The 18,748-nt window shown below is 70.1% G+C and carries 17 protein-coding genes and 2 pseudogenes; 10 read left to right on the forward strand and 9 right to left on the reverse strand.

Translation table 11 applies throughout. The features are described from left to right. Positions 1–111: 111 nt before the first annotated feature. Together FDO69_RS31590 and FDO69_RS31595 are read left to right on the forward strand one after the other, a co-directional pair. The gene (locus FDO69_RS31590; protein WP_104784866.1) at positions 112–3,966 is read left to right on the forward strand and encodes a multifunctional oxoglutarate decarboxylase/oxoglutarate dehydrogenase thiamine pyrophosphate-binding subunit/dihydrolipoyllysine-residue succinyltransferase subunit; all 3,855 of its coding nucleotides are present in this window, start codon (positions 112–114) and stop codon (positions 3,964–3,966) included. 85 nt (positions 3,967–4,051) lie between these two features. Continuing rightward, on the forward strand, positions 4,052–4,231 hold the full coding sequence (locus FDO69_RS31595) for a DUF6104 family protein (protein WP_003992906.1): 180 nt from the start codon (positions 4,052–4,054) through the stop codon (positions 4,229–4,231). Between the two features lie 31 nt (positions 4,232–4,262). Here the strand turns inward: FDO69_RS31595 and FDO69_RS31600 are convergent, their stop codons facing one another. Then, on the reverse strand, positions 4,263–5,093 hold the full coding sequence (locus FDO69_RS31600; protein ID WP_104784869.1) for a hypothetical protein: 831 nt from the start codon (positions 5,091–5,093) through the stop codon (positions 4,263–4,265). A 148-nt stretch (positions 5,094–5,241) separates the two neighbouring features. Here FDO69_RS31600 and FDO69_RS31605 point away from each other — a divergent pair, with 148 nt between their 5' ends. Then, complete coding sequence (locus FDO69_RS31605) at positions 5,242–6,216, forward strand: DUF4097 family beta strand repeat-containing protein (RefSeq protein WP_159030671.1); 975 nt, start codon at positions 5,242–5,244, stop codon at positions 6,214–6,216. 1 nt (position 6,217) lies between these two features. Beyond that, positions 6,218–7,285, forward strand: coding sequence for a PadR family transcriptional regulator (locus FDO69_RS31610; protein WP_104784875.1), 1,068 nt, complete (start codon positions 6,218–6,220; stop codon positions 7,283–7,285). 19 nt (positions 7,286–7,304) lie between these two features. Here the strand turns inward: FDO69_RS31610 and FDO69_RS31615 are convergent, their stop codons facing one another. The 4 genes from FDO69_RS31615 to FDO69_RS31630 all read right to left on the reverse strand — a co-directional run bounded on the left by FDO69_RS31615 (position 7,305) and on the right by FDO69_RS31630 (position 10,591). After that, positions 7,305–7,877, reverse strand: coding sequence for a Clp protease N-terminal domain-containing protein (locus tag FDO69_RS31615; RefSeq protein ID WP_104784878.1), 573 nt, complete (start codon positions 7,875–7,877; stop codon positions 7,305–7,307). Further along, positions 7,877–8,086, reverse strand: coding sequence for an HTH domain-containing protein (locus FDO69_RS31620; RefSeq protein ID WP_003992902.1), 210 nt, complete (start codon positions 8,084–8,086; stop codon positions 7,877–7,879). Before FDO69_RS31620 ends, FDO69_RS31615 begins: the two co-directional genes overlap by 1 nt. Before the next feature lie 101 nt (positions 8,087–8,187). Continuing rightward, positions 8,188–9,153, reverse strand: a complete 966-nt coding sequence (locus tag FDO69_RS31625; RefSeq protein WP_104784881.1) for a zinc-binding dehydrogenase — start codon at positions 9,151–9,153, stop codon at positions 8,188–8,190. Between the two features lie 205 nt (positions 9,154–9,358). Next, positions 9,359–10,591, reverse strand: coding sequence for an NAD(P)-dependent malic enzyme (locus FDO69_RS31630; protein ID WP_104784884.1), 1,233 nt, complete (start codon positions 10,589–10,591; stop codon positions 9,359–9,361). 625 nt (positions 10,592–11,216) lie between these two features. On the opposite strand from FDO69_RS31630, the gene FDO69_RS31635 reads away from it, so the two are divergent. Genes FDO69_RS31635 through FDO69_RS31645 form a run of 3 tightly spaced genes read left to right on the forward strand, consistent with a single transcriptional unit; the run spans position 11,217 to position 13,899 of the window. Further along, positions 11,217–12,167 (forward strand): ABC transporter substrate-binding protein, encoded by a 951-nt coding sequence (locus tag FDO69_RS31635; RefSeq protein ID WP_104784887.1) that lies wholly within the window; start codon positions 11,217–11,219, stop codon positions 12,165–12,167. A 32-nt stretch (positions 12,168–12,199) separates the two neighbouring features. Continuing rightward, entirely contained in the window at positions 12,200–13,141 is a 942-nt protein-coding gene (locus FDO69_RS31640; RefSeq protein WP_104784890.1) for an amino acid ABC transporter permease, read from the forward strand. After that, the gene (locus tag FDO69_RS31645) at positions 13,138–13,899 is read left to right on the forward strand and encodes an amino acid ABC transporter ATP-binding protein (RefSeq protein WP_104784893.1); all 762 of its coding nucleotides are present in this window, start codon (positions 13,138–13,140) and stop codon (positions 13,897–13,899) included. The genes FDO69_RS31640 and FDO69_RS31645 overlap by 4 nt, the downstream gene beginning before the upstream one ends. Positions 13,900–13,955: 56 nt before the next feature. Here FDO69_RS31645 and FDO69_RS31650 read toward each other — a convergent pair. Beyond that, positions 13,956–14,757, reverse strand: a pseudogene (locus FDO69_RS31650) (class I SAM-dependent methyltransferase). An 89-nt stretch (positions 14,758–14,846) separates the two neighbouring features. Between FDO69_RS31650 and FDO69_RS31655 the strand changes: the two are divergent. Then, a complete protein-coding gene (locus FDO69_RS31655; protein WP_324827931.1) occupies positions 14,847–15,506 on the forward strand; it encodes a CGNR zinc finger domain-containing protein in 660 nt (219 codons plus the stop codon). A 65-nt stretch (positions 15,507–15,571) separates the two neighbouring features. Here the strand turns inward: FDO69_RS31655 and sodX are convergent. After that, positions 15,572–16,057 (reverse strand): annotated as a pseudogene (gene sodX / locus FDO69_RS42940) (nickel-type superoxide dismutase maturation protease); the annotation flags it as partial. On the opposite strand from sodX, the gene sodN reads away from it, so the two are divergent. After that, entirely contained in the window at positions 15,969–16,364 is a 396-nt protein-coding gene (sodN, locus tag FDO69_RS31665; protein ID WP_031140564.1) for a superoxide dismutase, Ni, read from the forward strand. The pseudogene sodX and the gene sodN overlap by 89 nt on opposite strands. Positions 16,365–16,510: 146 nt before the next feature. On the opposite strand, the gene FDO69_RS31670 is transcribed toward sodN, so the two are convergent. Then, positions 16,511–17,665: an inorganic phosphate transporter gene (locus FDO69_RS31670; RefSeq protein WP_104784898.1), complete on the reverse strand. Its 1,155-nt coding sequence runs from the start codon at positions 17,663–17,665 to the stop codon at positions 16,511–16,513. Positions 17,666–17,768: 103 nt separating this feature from the next. On the opposite strand from FDO69_RS31670, the gene FDO69_RS31675 reads away from it, so the two are divergent. Then, the gene (locus tag FDO69_RS31675; protein ID WP_104784901.1) at positions 17,769–18,518 is read left to right on the forward strand and encodes a VOC family protein; all 750 of its coding nucleotides are present in this window, start codon (positions 17,769–17,771) and stop codon (positions 18,516–18,518) included. Here the strand turns inward: FDO69_RS31675 and FDO69_RS31680 are convergent. Continuing rightward, positions 18,500–18,730, reverse strand: a complete 231-nt coding sequence (locus tag FDO69_RS31680) for a hypothetical protein (protein ID WP_104784904.1) — start codon at positions 18,728–18,730, stop codon at positions 18,500–18,502. The two genes, FDO69_RS31675 and FDO69_RS31680, sit on opposite strands and share 19 nt — an antisense overlap. Positions 18,731–18,748: the final 18 nt, after the last annotated feature.

The following is an 18,748-nucleotide window of genomic DNA, read 5'->3' on the forward strand; positions in this document are numbered from 1 at the left end:
TGTGATGTGCACGACGTTGCACGGGCCCGGCCTGACCTTCCCCCTCCAGGGGGCGTAGCCTTGATTCCCGCTGTCCATCATCTTGTGAAGCGGAAGAGGGCGGTTGCCGCCGTGTCGCCACAGTCCCCCAGTAACTCGAGCATCTCGACCGACACCGACCAAGCGGGGAAGAACCCTGCCGCGTCGTTCGGTGCCAACGAGTGGCTCGTCGACGAGATCTATCAGCAGTACCTCCAGGACCCGAATTCGGTAGACCGAGCCTGGTGGGACTTCTTCGCCGACTACAAGCCAGGTGCGGCCGCCGCCCCGGCTCCGGCGGGTACCGCGGCCGCGGGGGCCGCGGGGACCACCACCGCTCAGGCGGCCGCCCCGGCCGCGCCCGCCCAGGCCTCCGCCCCGGCGGCCGAGAAGCCCGCCGCAGCGCCGGCCCCCGCCCCGGCTCCGGCCCAGGCGAAGCCCGCCGCGCAGGCCCCGGCCCCCGCGCAGGCCCCTGCTCCGGCCAAGGCCCCCGCTCCGGCGCAGGCCGCCCCGGCCGCGAAGCCCGCCGCCAAGCCGGCTGCCGCCGCGAAGAAGGCGGAGCCCGCCGGTGAGGCCCCCTCGGGCCCCGAGCAGGTCGTGCTGCGCGGCCCCGCCGCCGCGGTCGCCAAGAACATGAACGCCTCCCTGGAGGTGCCCACGGCCACGTCCGTGCGCGCGGTCCCGGTGAAGCTGCTGTTCGACAACCGCATCGTCATCAACAACCACCTGAAGCGCGCCCGGGGCGGGAAGATCTCCTTCACGCACCTGATCGGCTACGCGATGGTGCAGGCCATCAAGGCCATGCCGTCGATGAACTACTCCTTCGCGGAGAAGGACGGCAAGCCGACCCTGGTCAAGCCGGAGCACGTCAACTTCGGCCTCGCCATCGACCTGGTCAAGCCCAACGGCGACCGCCAGCTCGTGGTCGCGGGCATCAAGAAGGCCGAGACCCTGAACTTCTTCGAGTTCTGGCAGGCCTACGAGGACATCGTCCGCCGCGCCCGCGACGGCAAGCTGGGCATGGACGACTTCACCGGCGTGACGGTCTCCCTGACCAACCCCGGCGGCCTCGGCACCGTGCACTCCGTGCCGCGTCTGATGCCCGGCCAGTCGGTGATCATGGGCGTCGGCTCCATGGACTACCCGGCGGAGTTCCAGGGCACGTCCCAGGACACCCTGAACAAGCTCGGCATCTCGAAGGTCATGACGCTCACGTCGACCTACGACCACCGGGTCATCCAGGGCGCCGCCTCCGGCGAGTTCCTCCGGATCGTCGCGAACCTCCTCCTCGGTGAGAACGGCTTCTACGACGACATCTTCGAGGCGCTGCGCATCCCCTACGAGCCGGTCCGCTGGCTCAAGGACATCGACGCCAGCCACGACGACGACGTCACCAAGGCGGCCCGCGTCTTCGAGCTGATCCACTCCTACCGGGTCCGCGGTCACGTCATGGCCGACACCGACCCGCTGGAGTACCAGCAGCGCAAGCACCCCGACCTGGACGTCAACGAGCACGGCCTCACGCTCTGGGACCTGGAGCGCGAGTTCGCCGTCGGCGGCTTCGCCGGCAAGTCGATGATGAAGCTGCGCGACATCCTCGGCGTCCTGCGCGACTCGTACTGCCGCACCACCGGCATCGAGTTCATGCACATCCAGGACCCGAAGCAGCGCAAGTGGATCCAGGACCGCGTGGAGCGTCCGCACTCCAAGCCGGAGCGCGAGGAGCAGCTGCGCATCCTGCGCCGGCTGAACGCGGCCGAGGCGTTCGAGACGTTCCTGCAGACGAAGTACGTCGGCCAGAAGCGCTTCTCCCTGGAGGGCGGCGAGTCCGTCATCCCGCTGCTGGACGCCGTGCTGGACTCGGCCGCCGAGTCCCGCCTGGACGAGGTCGTCATCGGCATGGCCCACCGCGGCCGGCTGAACGTCCTCGCCAACATCGTCGGCAAGTCGTACGCGCAGATCTTCCGTGAGTTCGAGGGCAACCTCGACCCGAAGTCGATGCACGGCTCCGGTGACGTGAAGTACCACCTGGGCGCCGAGGGCACCTTCACCGGTCTCGACGGCGAGCAGATCGCGGTCTCCCTGGTCGCGAACCCCTCGCACCTGGAGGCGGTGGACCCGGTCCTGGAGGGCGTCTCGCGCGCCAAGCAGGACATCATCAACAAGGGCGGCACGGACTTCACCGTCCTGCCGGTGGCGATCCACGGCGACGCGGCCTTCGCGGGCCAGGGCGTGGTGGCCGAGACCCTGAACATGTCGCAGCTGCGCGGCTACCGCACCGGCGGCACGGTCCACATCGTCATCAACAACCAGGTCGGCTTCACCGCGGCTCCCGAGTCCTCGCGTTCCTCCATGTACGCGACGGACGTGGCCCGCATGATCGAGGCCCCGATCTTCCACGTGAACGGCGACGACCCGGAGGCCGTGGTCCGCGTCGCGCGGCTCGCCTTCGAGTTCCGCCAGGCGTTCAACAAGGACGTGGTGATCGACCTCATCTGCTACCGCCGCCGCGGTCACAACGAGTCGGACAACCCGGCCTTCACCCAGCCGCTGATGTACGACCTGATCGACAAGAAGCGCTCGGTGCGCAAGCTCTACACCGAGTCCCTCATCGGTCGCGGCGACATCACCCTGGAAGAGGCCGAGCAGGCCCTGCAGGACTACCAGGGCCAGCTGGAGAAGGTCTTCACGGAGGTCCGTGAGGCCACGTCCCAGCCGGGGACGGTCGAGTCCTCGGACCCGCAGGCCGAGTTCCCGGTCGCCGTGAACACCGCGGTGACCACGGAGGTCGTCAAGCGGATCGCCGAGTCCCAGGTCAACATCCCCGACAACATCACCGTGCACCCGCGTCTGCTGCCGCAGCTGCAGCGCCGGGCGTCGATGGTCGAGGACGGCACGATCGACTGGGGCATGGGCGAGACCCTCGCGATCGGTTCCCTCCTGCTGGAGGGCGTGCCGGTCCGCCTGGCGGGCCAGGACTCGCAGCGCGGTACGTTCGGCCAGCGCCACGCGGTCATCATCGACCGCAGCACGGGCGACGAGTACACCCCGCTGCAGTACCTCTCCGAGGACCAGGCGCGGCTGAACGTCTACAACTCCCTCCTCTCCGAGTACGCGGCGATGGGCTTCGAGTACGGCTACTCGCTCGCCCGCCCCGAGGCGCTGGTGATGTGGGAGGCGCAGTTCGGCGACTTCGTCAACGGCGCCCAGACGGTCGTGGACGAGTTCATCTCGTCGGCCGAGCAGAAGTGGGCCCAGACGTCCGGCGTCGTCCTGCTGCTGCCGCACGGGTACGAGGGTCAGGGCCCGGACCACTCCTCGGCCCGCCCGGAGCGCTTCCTCCAGATGTGCGCCCAGAACAACATGACGGTCGCCATGCCGACGTCGCCGTCGAACTACTTCCACCTCCTGCGGTGGCAGGTGCACAACCCGCACCACAAGCCGCTGGTGGTCTTCACGCCGAAGTCGATGCTGCGCCTGAAGGCCGCGGCGGCGAAGGCGGAGGAGTTCACGACGGGCCAGTTCCAGCCGGTCATCGGCGACGCGTCGGTGGACCCGGCCGCGGTCAAGAAGGTCGTCTTCTGCGCCGGCAAGGTCTACTACGACCTGGAGGCCGAGCGTCAGAAGCGCGGCGTCACGGACACGGCGATCATCCGCATCGAGCGCCTGTACCCGCTGCCGGGTGCCGAGCTCCAGGCGGAGATCAAGAAGTACCCGAACGCCGAGAAGTACCTGTGGGCGCAGGAGGAGCCGGCGAACCAGGGTGCCTGGCCGTTCATCGCGCTCAACCTGATCGACCACCTGGACCTGGCGGTCGGCGCGGACGTCCCGCACGGCGAGCGGCTGCGGCGCATCTCGCGCCCGCACGGCTCGTCCCCGGCGGTGGGTTCCGCGAAGCGTCACCAGGCCGAGCAGGAGCAGCTGGTGCGTGAGGTGTTCGAGGCGTAATCGCCCTCGCGCGTCCTGCCTGGCCGGGCCGCATCCCCGCTTCGGGGGTGCGGCCCGGCCGTTTTCGCGCACCTATCCTTGAGGCATGTACTTCACGGACCGTGGCATCGAGGAACTGGAGAAGCGGCGCGGCGAGGAGGAAGTCACCTTCGAGTGGCTCGCCGAGCAGTTGAGGACGTTCGTCGATCTCAATCCCGACTTCGAGGTGCCGGTGGAGCGGCTGGCCACGTGGCTGGCTCGGCTGGACGACGAGGACGACGAGTAGATCCGGCCTCTTCTCCCCTCCCGCCGTCGCCTCAGTCGCGGGGGTGTGTGAGGGCGTAAGTCAGCCCCAGTGCGCCGTGCGCGAGGAGCAGGGCTCCGGCCGTGGCCCAGCCGCCACCCCGCCGCCGCAGGCCCTGCACCAGGAGCGTCAGGCCCGCCGCCACCTGCGCCAGGGCCAGGGCGCGGGACCTGGGGCCACCCGTCCAGGGCATCCAGGGGCCGAGCCGGCTGTGGTCCACGGTGTCGCGTTCAGCGACCGCCTCGCGCCAGCCCGGCCATTCGACGGGCAGGCTGTCCGGCCGTCCGGCGGCGGCTTCCAGGAGGCGGTCGGCGGGTTCGCCCGGGGCGAGTTCGGCGGGCAGGGCGACGCCCACGCCCGCGAGGACCGCGAGCAGGCCGCGCAGGCGGGCACGGGCGTCGGCCGCCGAGTCGGGTGCGGTCAGCCGGTCGAGGGCCTGCACGTCCAGGACGAGGTCGAGGCCCAGGCGGGCGGCGAACGCGCGCATCGCCTCGTCCTCCCCGACCGGGACGCCGCTCGCGAGCCACACGAAGCCGACCGGGCGGCGGAAGCCGGACGCGAAGATGAATCCGGCGTGGTCCGGATCCCACCACAGGGCCAGGGCGGGCCAGGGCGCGCCGACGGCGAGGGCCGTGGTCCAGCCCGTGACCACCCGGTCGACGGGCTCGGCACCGTCCCGCCAGGGCCTGCCCTCGGGGACGAGAACGCTCCATTCGTCGCCCGCGCGCGTGAGCCGCATCGGTTCGCGCAACAGGTGGGCGACGGGGGCGACGGACGCGGGCGCCGCCCGGCACAGCAGCAGCGCCCCAGACGCGGGACCGGTGCGGGCAGCTTCCGTCGACATGCTCACACGCTAGGGCGAATCACCTGATTTTGAGCACTTTTGTCCACCCACTCCTCCCCAGAATGGGTGTCTTGACTTTCCCGGACCGCGATATATCGTGAATACGAGAGGACGCGATATGGCGCGTCGAGTCGGGGAGGTCTCCACCATGTCCGAGTGGTCCGTCGCAGAACCGAGGAAGCTCACGTTCGACGAGCCCGTGAGCGACCTGAGGGTGCGTCTCGTCAACGGAACGGTGAACGTGGTGGGCACGGACGAAGGTTCCGCCCGCCTGGAGATCTCCGAGATCGAGGGACCACCCCTGGTGGTGACCCAGCAGGACGGCGTCCTCACGGTGGCCTACGAGGACCTGCCCTGGAAGGGCTTCCTCAAGTGGCTGGACCGCAAGGGCTGGCGCCGCAGCGCGGTGGTCTCCCTGGCCGTCCCGGTCGGCACCCGCGTGGAGGTGGGCGTGGTGGGCGCGGCCGCCGTGATCTCCGGGATCCAGGGCCCGTCGGTGGTGAAGGGCGTCACCGGCGACACGACGCTCGTGGGCCTGTCCGGCCCGGTCCGCGCCGACACGGTCTCCGGCAGCCTGGAGGCCCAGGGCGTGACCGGCGAGCTGCGGTTCAACTCGGTCTCCGGTGACCTCACGGTGATCGAGGGCTCCGGCCCCTCCGTGCGGGCCGAGTCGGTCAGCGGCTCGATGATCGTCGACCTCGACCCGAACGGCCCGACGGACGTCCGGCTGACCAGCGTCTCGGGCGAGATCGCGATCCGGCTCCCGTACCCGGCGGACGCGGAGGTCGAAGCGAACACGGCGAGCGGATCCCTCTCCAACGCCTTCGAAGGCCTGCGGGTGCACGGCCAGTGGGGAGCCCACAAGATCACGGGCCGGCTCGGCGCGGGCACCGGCAAACTGCGGGCCACCACCGTCTCCGGCTCGATCGCCCTGCTCCGCCGCCCGGCCGGAGAGGACGATCACGACGACGAGCCATGGGACACCCGACCCGGCAACAGCGGCGCGGCCAAAGCCCCGGCGAGCGGCCCCCGGGGCGGCTCGGGAGACAATTCCGTCTCCGGCCCGGGCGATGACCCCACCACCGTCCCGGCCGACGGCACAACCGACAAGAAGGTGCTCTGACATGCCCCCCGTCTTCGCCCACGGCCGCCTCCGCCTCTACCTGCTGAAGCTGCTGGACGAGGCGCCCCGTCACGGCTACGAGGTGATCCGCCTCCTCGAGGAGCGCTTCCAGGGGCTGTACGCGCCATCGGCGGGCACGGTCTACCCGCGTCTGGCCAAGCTGGAGGCCGAGGGCCTGGTCACCCACACCACCGAGGGCGGCCGCAAGGTCTACTCGATCACGGACGCGGGCCGCGCCGAACTGGCCGACCGCAGCGGCGAGCTGGCCGACCTGGAACTGGAGATCCGGGAGTCGGTCGCCGAACTGGCCGCGGAGATCCAGGCAGACGTGCGCGGAGCCGCCGGAGACCTGCGCCGCGAGATGCGCGCGGCCGCGACGGAGGCCCGCAGGGGCGGCGGCACCACGACCGACGGCACGACGGGCACCCCCTACGGCGACTTCTCGCAGTACGGCGACAAGGAGGCCTGGCGCATCGCCAAGGAGGAGATGCGCCGCGCCCGGCAGGAGTGGAAAGAGCAGGCCCGGCGCGCCAAGGACGAGAGCCGTCGCGCCCGCGAGGACGCCCAGCGCGCTCGCCGCCAGGCGAAGGAGGCCCAGGAGCAGGCCCGGGTCCAGGCCCAGGAGCAGGTGCAGCGCATCACTCGCCACGTCCAGGAGCAGGTGCAGGACCACTTCGCCCGCGGCGACTGGCCGACGGGTCTGCGTGAGGGCCTGAGCGAACTGGTGAAGGAGGTGGGCGAGTTCGGCAAGGACTACGGCAAGGGCTTCGGCAAGGACCTCGGTTTCGACTGGCCCGGCACCGGCAAGCCCACCGCGGAGCCGACCCACGTCCATCCCCCGGAGGACTTCCCGGCCGCCTATGAACCGGCCTGGGCCCACGAGGACACCGCCGACTCCACCGGCGACCCGGCCCGCGACCTGGACCGCCTGCTCGACCGTTTCCGGGACGACATCCGTGACGCGGCCCGCGACCACGGCGTCACCCCCGGCCAACTGCGAGACGCCCGCCGCCACCTGTCGACCGCGGCGGCCCACATAGGAGCCCTCCTGCGCACGCAGCAGAAGTAGGCGCCCGGGACGCAGCCCTTCAGCCGGCCTGGGCCTCGCCGCCACTCCCGTACAGCACCCGCACCAGGGACGCGTACGTCACCCCGTGGTCGGCGAGGACCTCGGCCGGCACTCCGGGACCGGCGGTCAGGGCCAGCAGAATGTGCTCGTCCCCGATGTGCCGGTCCCGCTGGGCGAGAGCGACCCGCAAGGAACGCTCCAGCACGCCCTTGGCCTCCCGCCCGAGGGAGGTACGCCCCGACCACCACCGCTTGTCCGTCCGGTCACCGGCCAGAGCACCGACCCCGTGCGTCTCCTCCACCCGGGCGACGATCTCCGCCACGTCGATCCCCAGCCCCGCGAGCGCATCGGTTTCCGCCTGCGTCAGCCCGGCCCGCCGCCGCGCCTCACGCAGCGCCTCGCGCACGGACTCCCGCCGCTCACCGAGCCCGAGAGCGGCGAGCGCGAAGGACCCACGACTGCCCTCCCGGTCGAGCAGAGCCAGCAGCAGGTGCTCGGGCTCCACGCACCGCCCGCCCCCACCACTGCCCTCCACATACGCGTAAGCGCCCTTGACCACGTCCCTGGCGTCTTTCGTGAACCGCTCGAACATCAATGCCTCCCGTACTTCTTGTGCACGGCCTGCCTGCTCACACCGAGTTCGGTGGCGATCTCCTGCCACGACCAGCCCTGGTTGCGCGCATTGCGCACCTGTACGGCTTCCAGCTGCTCCAGCAGCCGACGCAGCGCGGCGACGGCCCGCAGGCCGACCCGTGGATCACGGTCACCCGCACGCTCGGCCAGATCCGTTGCTTCGGTCATGCAGTCAACCTACGTTGACAAAGCACTCACGTCAACCGCAGTTGACACACGAAAACGGCCGGCCCACCCGGGACCGACCGTCGACGCACCGTGGAGGGAACTCAGGAATTCGTGAGCACGACCTTCCCGAACTGCTCACCCGAGGCCAGCCGCTCGAAGCCCTCCCGGGCGCGGTCCATCGGCATGACCTCGTCGATGACCGGCCGCACACCGGTGGCGGCACAGAACGACAGCAGATCCTCCAGCTCGTCCTTGGTGCCCATCGTGGATCCGACGACCTTGAGTTCGAGGAAGAAGATCCGGGTCAGTTCGGCGTGCGAAGGCCGGTCGCCGCTGGTGGCGCCGGAGATGACCAGCGTGCCGCCGGGCTTCAGCGACTTCACCGAATGCGACCAGGTGGCGGCACCGACGGTCTCGATGACGGCGTCCACCCGCTGCGGCAGCCGAGCCCCCGACTCCAGCGCCTCCACGGCCCCGAGCTCCACGGCCCGCTTGCGCTTGGCCTCGTCCCGGCTCGTGGCGAAGACCCGGAGCCCGGCGGCCTTGCCCAGCACGATGGCGGCCGTGGCGACACCACCACCGGCACCCTGCACCAGCACGGAGTCGCCCGGGCGGACACCCGCGTTGGTGAACAGCATCCGATACGCGGTCAGCCACGCGGTCGGCAGACAAGCCGCCTCCGCGAAGGAGAGCTCCTTGGGCTTGGGCAGGATGTTCCAGGTCGGCACGGAGACCTGCTCGGCGAAGGTGCCCTGATAACGCTCGGTGAGGATGGAACGGGGTTCCTTCGGGCCGACCCCGTGCCCGCTCTGTCCGATCACGGAGTGCAGGACGACCTCGTTGCCCTCCTCGTCGACACCGGCGGCGTCACAGCCGAGGATCATCGGCAGCTTGTCCTCTGCGAGGCCCACGCCCCGCAGGGACCACAGGTCGTGGTGATTGAGGGAGGCGGCCTTGACCGTGACGGTGCTCCAGCCGGGACGAGCCTCGGGAGCCGGACGCTCCCCCAACTCCAGGCCGGACAGCGGCTGGTCGCGGTCGATTCGGGCGGCGTAGACAGCGAACATGACCTTGACGATAGGTTCCGCGAGGGACCGAAGGAACCACCCACCCCTGTGAGACACGCCCTCTTGCCAGGCAGGCGACGGTGCTGTGCGCCTACGGCACAGGCCACGCCGCTCCCGACCGGCACCCCCCGAACAGCCCCACCCCAACGCAAAGAAATGGCCCCGCCCGATCCCCGGGCGGGGCCACATCACACCGGCGTCGGCGTCAGCGCCGGGCCACGCCCTCGGCCCGGGCAGCCGCCGCCACCGCGGCCGTGACCGCCGGAGCGACCCGCTCGTCGAACGGCGACGGGATGACGTAGTCGGCGGCGAGATCGTCCCCGACCACGGCCGCCAGCGCCTCGGCGGCGGCCAACTTCATCCCCTCGGTGATCCGGGAGGCCCGCACCTGCAGCGCGCCCGCGAAGATCCCGGGGAACGCCAGCACGTTGTTGATCTGGTTCGGGAAGTCCGACCGCCCGGTCGCGACGACCGCCGCGTACTTGTGCGCGACCTCGGGGTGCACCTCGGGGTTCGGGTTCGCCATGGCGAAAACGAACGCGCCCTTGGCCATCGTCGCCACCGCGGACTCCGGAACCGTCCCACCGGACACGCCGATGAACACATCGGCGCCGTCCAGCGCCGCCTCCAGCGATCCGGTGATCCCGGCCTTGTTCGTGAACCCGGCCAGCTCCCGCTTCACCGGCGTGAGGTCGTCCCGGTCCGCCGACACGACACCCTTGCGGTCGGCCACCGCGACATCGCCGATCCCGGCTTCCACCAGCATCTTCGCGATGGCGACACCGGCCGCGCCGGCGCCCGAGATGACGGCCCGCAGCTCCCCGAGGGCCCGCCCGCTCAGCCGCGCGGCGTTCCGCAGGGCGGCCAGCGTCACCACGGCCGTACCGTGCTGGTCGTCGTGGAAGACCGGGATGTCCAGCCGCTCCTGCAGCTTCCGCTCGACCTCGAAGCACCGGGGTGCCGAGATGTCCTCCAGGTTGACCCCGCCGAACGACGGCGCGAGCCTCACCACGGTCTCGACGATCTCGTCGACGTCCGTGCAGGCCAGGGCGATCGGAACCGCGTCCACGCCACCGAACTGCTTGAACAGAATCGCCTTGCCCTCCATGACCGGGAGGGAGGCCTCGGGCCCGATGTCACCGAGCCCCAGCACGGCCGTACCGTCCGTCACGACGGCCACGACCGACGACTTCCACGTGTAGTCGTGCACGAGCTCCGGCTGCTCCGCGATCGCGCTGCACACCTTCGCGACGCCGGGCGTGTACGCCAGGGACAGGTCGTCCTTGTCGCGGACGGGCACGGTGGCCTGCACGGCCATCTTGCCGCCGCGGTGCAGGGCGAACGCCGGGTCGAAGGAGTCGAGGGGCTCCGCACTGCCCTCGTGATCCGTATCGCCGGTCTTGCTCTCGCTGCGAGGATTGACGATCTCCGCTGCCACTTCGTTTTACCCCTTAAATCTTCATTGTTTTGAGGGTGGCCACTCCTGGTGAGGGGTGGGCGGGCACCGCGTAGACCCATGTCGTGCTTGTACGTGTATACGTACGGGCGCGTACGCGACGGGCGCGCCGCACACGCGCCCTGAGCCCCGGATGAGGGGTGTAAAGACCCTTCTTACCGGACGAACGGCGTCGACGACGAGTCCATAACGCGAAGGTCACATGACGGGGCCCCGACTCTTCGTCCAAAATAGGGACAAGACCTGGACAAACCAGCTACACCCACTCAACCATCAGTGAAGTTCGCAGTCCCCGTATCGAAATCTCGGGATTTACCGAAGATCTTCCGGCCGGAACGGGCGATTCCTGCAGAAGGTCCGGCCGTGATGTACCGGAGTGGTGCGATTCGGGGGTCGCCCGTTATCCGATTTTGACATGGCTGGCCCCCAGAATCGCGCAGTCCGAATGGCAAGATGCCGTAATCACACGAGGTCGCGACACTCGAAGAGGTGTGCTCTCGTCGACCCACGGCACTGCCGAAACCTTCGGCGTGCCACGGCCGTGCCGAACCCATCGGCGGCGGCCCGCCCCATCGGCAACTCCACCCATCCGCCGGAGGAACCCACCATGACCGCAAGCTCCACCCGTCGTACGACCGCCGCGCACTCCCGGCTAGCAGCGGTCGGTGCGATCGCGGTCGCAGGCGCGCTGATGCTCACCGGATGCGGTGACCAGACCAAGGACACCGGCTCCAGCGACACCGCGGCCTCCGCCCCGCTCGCGGACAAGCTGCCGCAGGCCATCCGTGACAAGGGCGTCATCAAGGTCGGTTCCGACATCGCCTACGCCCCGGTCGAGTTCAAGGACAACTCGGGGAAGGTCGTCGGCATCGACCCGGACCTCGCCGCTGCCATGGGCAAGCAGCTCGGGGTCGACTTCCAGTTCGAGAACGGCACCTTCGACACGCTGATCACGGGTCTGCGCTCCAAGCGGTACGACATCGCCATGTCCGCGATGACCGACACCAAGGACCGCCAGGAGGGCATCGACTCCGACACCGGCAAGAAGGTCGGCGAGGGCGTCGACTTCGTCGACTACTTCACCGCCGGTGTCTCGATCTACACCAAGAAGGGTGACGACCAGGGCATCAAGACCTGGTCCGACCTGTGCGGAAAGAAGATCGTGCTGCAGCGCGGCACGGTCTCCGAGGACCTCGCCAAGGCGGAGTCGAAGAAGTGCCCGGCCGGCAAGAAGATCGCCATCGAGCCCTTCGACAACGACCAGCAGGCCCAGACCCGGCTGCGCGCGGGCGGCGCCGACGCCGGCTCGTCCGACTTCCCGGTCGCCGCGTACGCGGTGAAGACCTCCGGTGGCGGCAAGGACTTCCAGATCGTCGGCGAGCAGGTCGAGGCCGCCCCGTACGGCATCGCGGTCGCCAAGAACCAGACGCAGCTGCGTGACGCCCTCAAGGCCGCGCTGGACGCCGTCGTCAAGAGCGGCGAGTACGAGAAGATCATGAAGAAGTGGGGCGTCACGGACGGCTCCGTGCAGGAAGCCACCATCAACGGCGGCAAGTGACCGCGCCCTAGCGGCACTGAAAGGCAACACCCGTGACTGTTGACATCGACAAGACGCCGGCCGACACGCCCCCGGCCGGACCGGAGGCCATCAAGGCCATCCCGGTCCGGCACTACGGGCGGTACGTCTCCGCCGTCGTCGCCATCGCCCTGCTGGTCGGGGTCGTCTACGCGTTCTCCCAGGGCAAGATCAACTGGGGCGCGATCCCGGACTACTTCTTCGACGACCGCATCCTGGACGGCGTCGGCAAGACGCTCCTGCTGACCGTGCTGTCCATGGTGATCGGCATCGTCGGCGGCGTCATGCTCGCCGTGATGCGCCTGTCGAAGAACCCGGTGACCTCGTCGATCGCGTGGTTCTACATCTGGTTCTTCCGCGGCACCCCGGTCCTGGTCCAGCTGATCGTCTGGTTCAACCTGGGACTGGTCTTCGAGTACATCAATCTCGGGCCGTTCTACAAGGACGAGTGGTCGGACTTCATGACCCCGTTCCTGACCGCGCTGCTGGGCCTCGGCCTGAACGAGGCCGCGTACATGGCGGAGATCTGCCGCGCCGGTCTGCTCTCGGTCGACGAGGGCCAGACCGAGGCGTCGCACGCCCTGGGCATGAGCCACTCCAAGACGCTGCGCCGGATCGTCATCCCGCAGGCGATGCGCGTGATCGTGCCGCCGACGGGCAACGAGGTCATCAACATGCTGAAGACGACCTCGCTGGTCTCGGTCGTCCAGTATCCGGAGCTGCTGCGCGCCGCTCAGGACATCGGCCAGACCTCCGGCGCCCCCGCCGAGATGCTGTTCCTGGCGGCGGCCTGGTACCTGCTGATGACGTCGGTCTTCAGCATCGGCCAGTACTACCTGGAGCGGTACTACGCGCGTGGTTCGAGCCGGTCGCTGCCGGACACCCCGTTCCAGAAGATCAAGGCGAACGTGCTGTCCCTGTCCAACCGCTCGGCGTCGACGGGAGACACCGCATGACCGCCATGGTCAAGGCCGAGGGCGTCCACAAGTCCTTCGGCCCCGTAGAAGTCCTCAAGGGCATCGACCTGGAGGTGAAGTCCGGCGAGGTGTTCTGCCTCATCGGCCCCTCCGGCTCCGGCAAGTCGACCTTCCTGAGGTGCATCAACCACCTGGAGAAGATCAACGCCGGCCGCCTGTACGTCGACGGCGATCTGGTCGGCTACCGGCAGAAGGGCGACAAGCTCTACGAGCTGAAGGACAGCGAGGTCGCGGTCAAGCGCCGGGACATCGGCATGGTCTTCCAGCGCTTCAACCTGTTCCCGCACATGACGTCCGTGGAGAACGTCATGGAGGCGCCGGTCCAGGTCAAGGGCGTGAGCAGGGGCAAGGCCCGCGAGCGCGCCCTGGAGCTGCTGGACCGGGTGGGCCTGGCCGACAAGGCGGGCAGCTACCCCTCCCAGCTCTCCGGCGGTCAGCAGCAGCGCGTCGCCATCGCCCGGGCCCTCGCCATGGACCCGAAGCTGATGCTGTTCGACGAGCCGACCTCGGCGCTCGACCCGGAGCTGGTCGGTGACGTCCTGGACGTCATGCGCGACCTGGCCGAGTCCGGCATGACGATGATCGTCGTCACCCACGAGATGGGCTTCGCCCGCGAGGTGGGCGACAGCCTGGTCTTCCTGGACGGCGGTGTGGTGGTCGAATCCGGTCACCCGCGCGAGGTGCTGACCAACCCGCAGCACGAGCGGACGAAGTCGTTCCTGTCCAAGGTGCTCTGACGGCACGCACGGCGAGGGGGCGGTACGGGGTTTCCGTACCGCCCCCTTCGTCTGCGTTACTTGACGGCCAAAAGCAGGGTGTCCGAGGGCGAGCACCACACGGGCCTGGCCTCGCCGAATCCCCTCTCGCGCAGCACGCGCGCGTGCCACCGGGCAGAGGGCATGTCGCCGTCCGCGTGCTCGCAGTAGATCTCCTAGCGCCGGGCGGTGGGCTCCGCGAGGACCGGGTCCTCGGCCGCGAGCTGCCACCACTCGGCCCAGTCGAGGACGCCCTCCCGCTTGGCCTGATCCATGCGGGCGTGCCGCTGCGCCCGCTCCGCCGCGTTGATCCGGGGCGTCGTCTCGTCGATCATGTGGTCCGCGTTCATGAAGACACCGCCGGCGCGGACGAGTCCCGCGACCTGGCCGTAGAGGTCCGCGAGGGGTTCCCGGTGCAGCCAGTGCAGGGCCGTCGCGGTCAGGACGGCGTCGTACGCGTCGTACGGCAGCTTCGACGGCCAGTGGGGGTCCTTGGGGTCGGCGGTGACCAGGCCGACCCGCTCGTCACCGGCGAAGGTGCCCTCGGCGATGGCGAGGAGCGCCGGGTCGAGGGCGACGCAGGTGCTGGTGGCGTCCGGGAAGCGGGCGAGCAGCCGGGCGGTGATGCTGCCGGTGCCGCAGGCGAGGTCGAGGATGCGCGGGGCGCTGCCCACGAGGGCCTCGACCTCCCCCATAGCCCGAAAGGCATGGGGGGACCCCCACCGAGCGTGATCCGCAACCGCTCCTCGCGGTCGGGCAGGTACCACTCCTGCTGCCGGTCCCAGCTCTCCTGCCGGCCTGCCAGTCGGCGGTGGCCGTGGGGGTGTCGGCGTCCGTCATCGAGCCCCTCCCTCGTAATACCCTGGAGGCACCATCAGCTCTTACAAGTGCACGCTGTCGACCTTAAAGCCCCTTCGTAAGGACTAAAAGTGGAACTGGCCTATTACTCGGACTACGCCGTGCGCCTCGTCAACACCGAGGAACCGGCCCGGGGCAAGGACGCCCTGACGTCGGTGGAGGCCGTCCGCGATCTGTTCGGGCCCAGCCAGTCGGCCGCCCGCCGTGCCACCGACGCGGACGTGACCCGCTTCCGCTCGGTCCGGGCCCGGCTGCGCGCGGTCTTCGAGGCGGCCGACTCGGGCGACGAAAGGCTCGCCGTCGACCTGCTGAACTCGCTGCTGCTGGAGTTCCCGGTGAGCCCGCAGATCTCCGGGCACGACTTCCGCGACGACGACGGCCGGCCCCTGTGGCACATGCACCTGGCGGACCATCCGTCGAACGCGACGGCGGGCTACGCGGCGATCGCGGCGATGGGCCTGGCGTTCCACCTGACCGAGCACGGCGCGGACCGCCTCGGCCTGTGCGAGGCCGCGCCCTGCCGCAACGCCTACCTCGACACCTCCACCAACCGCTCCCGCCGCTACTGCTCCGACCGCTGCGCGACCCGCGCCAACGTGGCCGCCTACCGTGCCCGCAAACGCCTGGAGGCCACCCGGCCCGGCCTGCCCGAGAGCACGGGCCTGGCCGCCGACAGCGCCCAGCCCAGCGTCGCCCAGGGCGACCGCCGGCCGGACCTGCGCGGCCGGTAGCGGAACCGGACCCGCCCCAGCACCAGGTCGTCGGGCACGACGCCGTAGTCGGTGCTGTCGCCGCCGGCGTAGGCGTTGTCCCCGAGCACCCACCAGCCGCTGTCACGGCGCTGTGCGACCCGCTTGACGACCAGCAGGTCCTGCTGGAAGGGGTGCCGCAGCACGACGACGTCCCCTGGCCTGACCCGGGCCCCGTAGTGCACCAGGAGCCGGTCACCGTGGTACAGCGTGGGCACCATGGAGGGCCCGGTGACCTCGGCCACACCGAAGGGCGGGGCCGGCCTCCCCCGCTCGGACTCCTGCGACAGCTCCGGCATCACCCGGCACCTCCCCGGTTCTTGCTCCACCAGTCTCAGTCTCACCCCGGACTTTTGTCCTAAGCCCATGGGGGCACCCGCGAAAAGCCGTCCCTCACGGAGTAATGTCCCCTGTGAGAAGACGATCACGAGGAAGGAATGCTCCATGCTTTCCCGCCTGTTTGCCCCCAAGGTCAAGGTCAGTGCCCACTGCGACCTTCCCTGCGGTGTGTACGACCCCGCCCAGGCCCGCATCGAGGCGGAGTCGGTGAAGGCCGTGCAGGAGAAGATGGCCGCCAACGACGACCCGCACTTCCAGGCGCGCGCCACCGTCATCAAGGAGCAGCGCGCCGAGCTCGCGAAGCACCACGTCTCGGTGCTCTGGAGCGACTACTTCAAGCCCCCGCACTTCGAGAAGTACCCGGAGCTGCACCAGCTGGTCAACGACACCCTGAAGGCCCTCTCGGCCGCCAAGGGCTCGACCGACCCGGCCACCGGCCAGAAGGCGCTGGACTACATCGCCCAGATCGACAAGATCTTCTGGGAGACCAAGAAGGCTTGATCTTCTCCGTATCGCCCGACCCGCGATGTCGCCGGCCGGGTGAGAGGGGACGGTGGGCCCCGTATCCGTAACCGGGTACGGGGCCTTCGCTCTGCCTGCGCCTCCGGCGGGCCGGATCGAGGTCCTCCACCCTCGGTCCCCGTCGCTCAGGCAGCCGTGCGGACCTTGGCCGACGGCTCGGTGCGGAGGGTGGCCTCTCGCGCGTCGTTGACATTCTGCGCGTGCACCGGGTTGCGGCGCGAGATGACCACGATGCCCACGGCGAGGGCCGCGCCGACCACGGCCACAGCGGCAGTGCCGATGTCACCGCCGTGGTGCACGACCGCGGCGGCCAGTGCGCCGACCAGCGCGGCGGCGGGCAGGGTGACCGCCCAGGCGACCGCCATACGGCCCGCGACACTCCAGCGGACCTCCGCGAGCCTGCGGCCGAGACCCGCACCCAGGATGCTGCCCGAGGCCACCTGGGTGGTCGACAGCGCGAAGCCGAGGTGCGTGGAGGTCAGGATGACGGTCGCGGAGGCGGTCTCGGCGGCGAAGCCCTGCGGCGACCGGATCTCGGCGAGGCCGTTGCCCAGCGTGCGGATGATCCGCCAGCCGCCGAGGTAGGTGCCGAGGCCGATGGCCAGGCCCGCGGACGCGACGACCCACAGGGGCGGGCCCGCATGGTGGCCGAGGGCACCGGCCGAGATCAGCGTGAGGGTGATGACGCCCATGGTCTTCTGCGCGTCGTTCGTGCCGTGGGCGAGGGAGACCAGCGAGGCGGAGGCGATCTGGCCGATGCGGAAGCCCCGGGTGACGCAGTCCCCATCGGCCCGGGCGGTGAGCCGGTAGGCGAGGTGGGTGGCGAGCAGCGCGGCGACACCGGCCACGACGGGCGAGGCCACCGCCGGCACCAGCACCTTCTCGACGACCTTGCCGAAGTCGACGCCGTGGCTGCCCGCCCCGACCCACACGGCCCCGATCAACCCGCCGAACAGGGCGTGCGAGGAGCTCGAGGGCAGACCGATCAGCCAGGTCAGCAGATTCCACAGGATCGCGCCGACCAGCCCCGCGAAGATCATGCCCGGGGAGACGAGGGTGTCGTCCACGATGCCGTCCGAGACGGTCCTGGCGACCTCGGTGGACAGGAAGGCGCCGACGACGTTGAGGACACCGCTGATCAGGACCGCCGTCCGGGGTGCGAGCGCGCCGGTGGCGATGGACGTGGCCATCGCGTTCGCCGTGTCGTGGAAACCGTTGGTGAAGTCGAAGGCGAGTGCCGTGAGGATGACGGCCGCCACGAGGAACGTGATGTGGTCCATTGCTGCATGCAAACAGCGCAGGCCGACGGATCGGGATCGGTGCGGCGGGGGCCGGTCGAGGTTCACGCAGGTGGCGGTGGAGCGTCCCTCTACGATCGCGCCCATGAGGATCGGATGGACATACGCCTTCATCGACCGCCCGCGCCCGGACTTCGGCGCCGCCTGCGACTTCTGGACGGCGGTCACGGACACCCGTCTGTCCGAACTGCGAGGGGAACACGACGAGTTCGTCACCCTGCTCCCCGAGGGCGCCGACGCGTGCGTGAAGGTGCAGGCGGTCGGCTCGGGCTCCGGCGGTGCGCACATCGACTTCTGCGTGGACGACGTGGCGGAGTTCGCCGCGACGGCGGTACGGCTCGGCGCGGACGTGGTGGCCGACCTCGGGTCGCTCGTCGTGCTGCGTTCGCCCGGCGGGCAGTTGTTCTGCGCGGATCCCTGGCGCGGCCAGTCGTCACGGCCGGGTGTGGTGCGGGGCAGCCGTCTGGACCAGGTGTGCCTGGACGTCCCGTTCTCGGCCTACGAAGGTGAGGTCGCCTTCTGGAGCGCGCTGCTCGACGGCTGGGAGTCGCTGCCGGGCTCCCTGCCGGAGTTCCACGTGGTCAAGCCGCCGCCCGGCCTGCCGGTCCGTCTGCTCCTGCAACGCCTCGGCGGGGAAGGGCCGGCCTCGGCCCACCTCGACCTCGCCTGCGCGGACGTCACGGCGACCCGGGCACACCACGAGCGGCTCGGGGCCGCCTTCGTGGCCGGTTTCTCCGGCTGGACGGTGATGCGCGACCCGTCGGGCGGCACCTACTGCCTGACGACCCGGGATCCGGTGACGGGCGGGGTGCGCGGTCAGGGGATGTCGGCGTAGGCGCAGGAGACGGTCCCGGCTTCCCCGGTCGTCGGGCAGGGCGGCAGGTCCGGTGGCTCGTCGGGATCCGCCTGCTGCCAGACGTACGGCCCCCGCGGCTCCGTGGAGTCCTGCATCCACAGCGTCAGACCGCCCGTGACGGCCACGAGCAGCGCCCACCCGATCATCACCCGGCGCCACACCGTGCGGCGCCGCTCCCCCCGTTCACTCATGCCTCACACGTTAGTGCC

This window comes from Streptomyces tibetensis, from assembly GCF_007655005.1.
GTDB lineage: Bacteria > Actinomycetota > Actinomycetes > Streptomycetales > Streptomycetaceae > Streptomyces > Streptomyces tibetensis.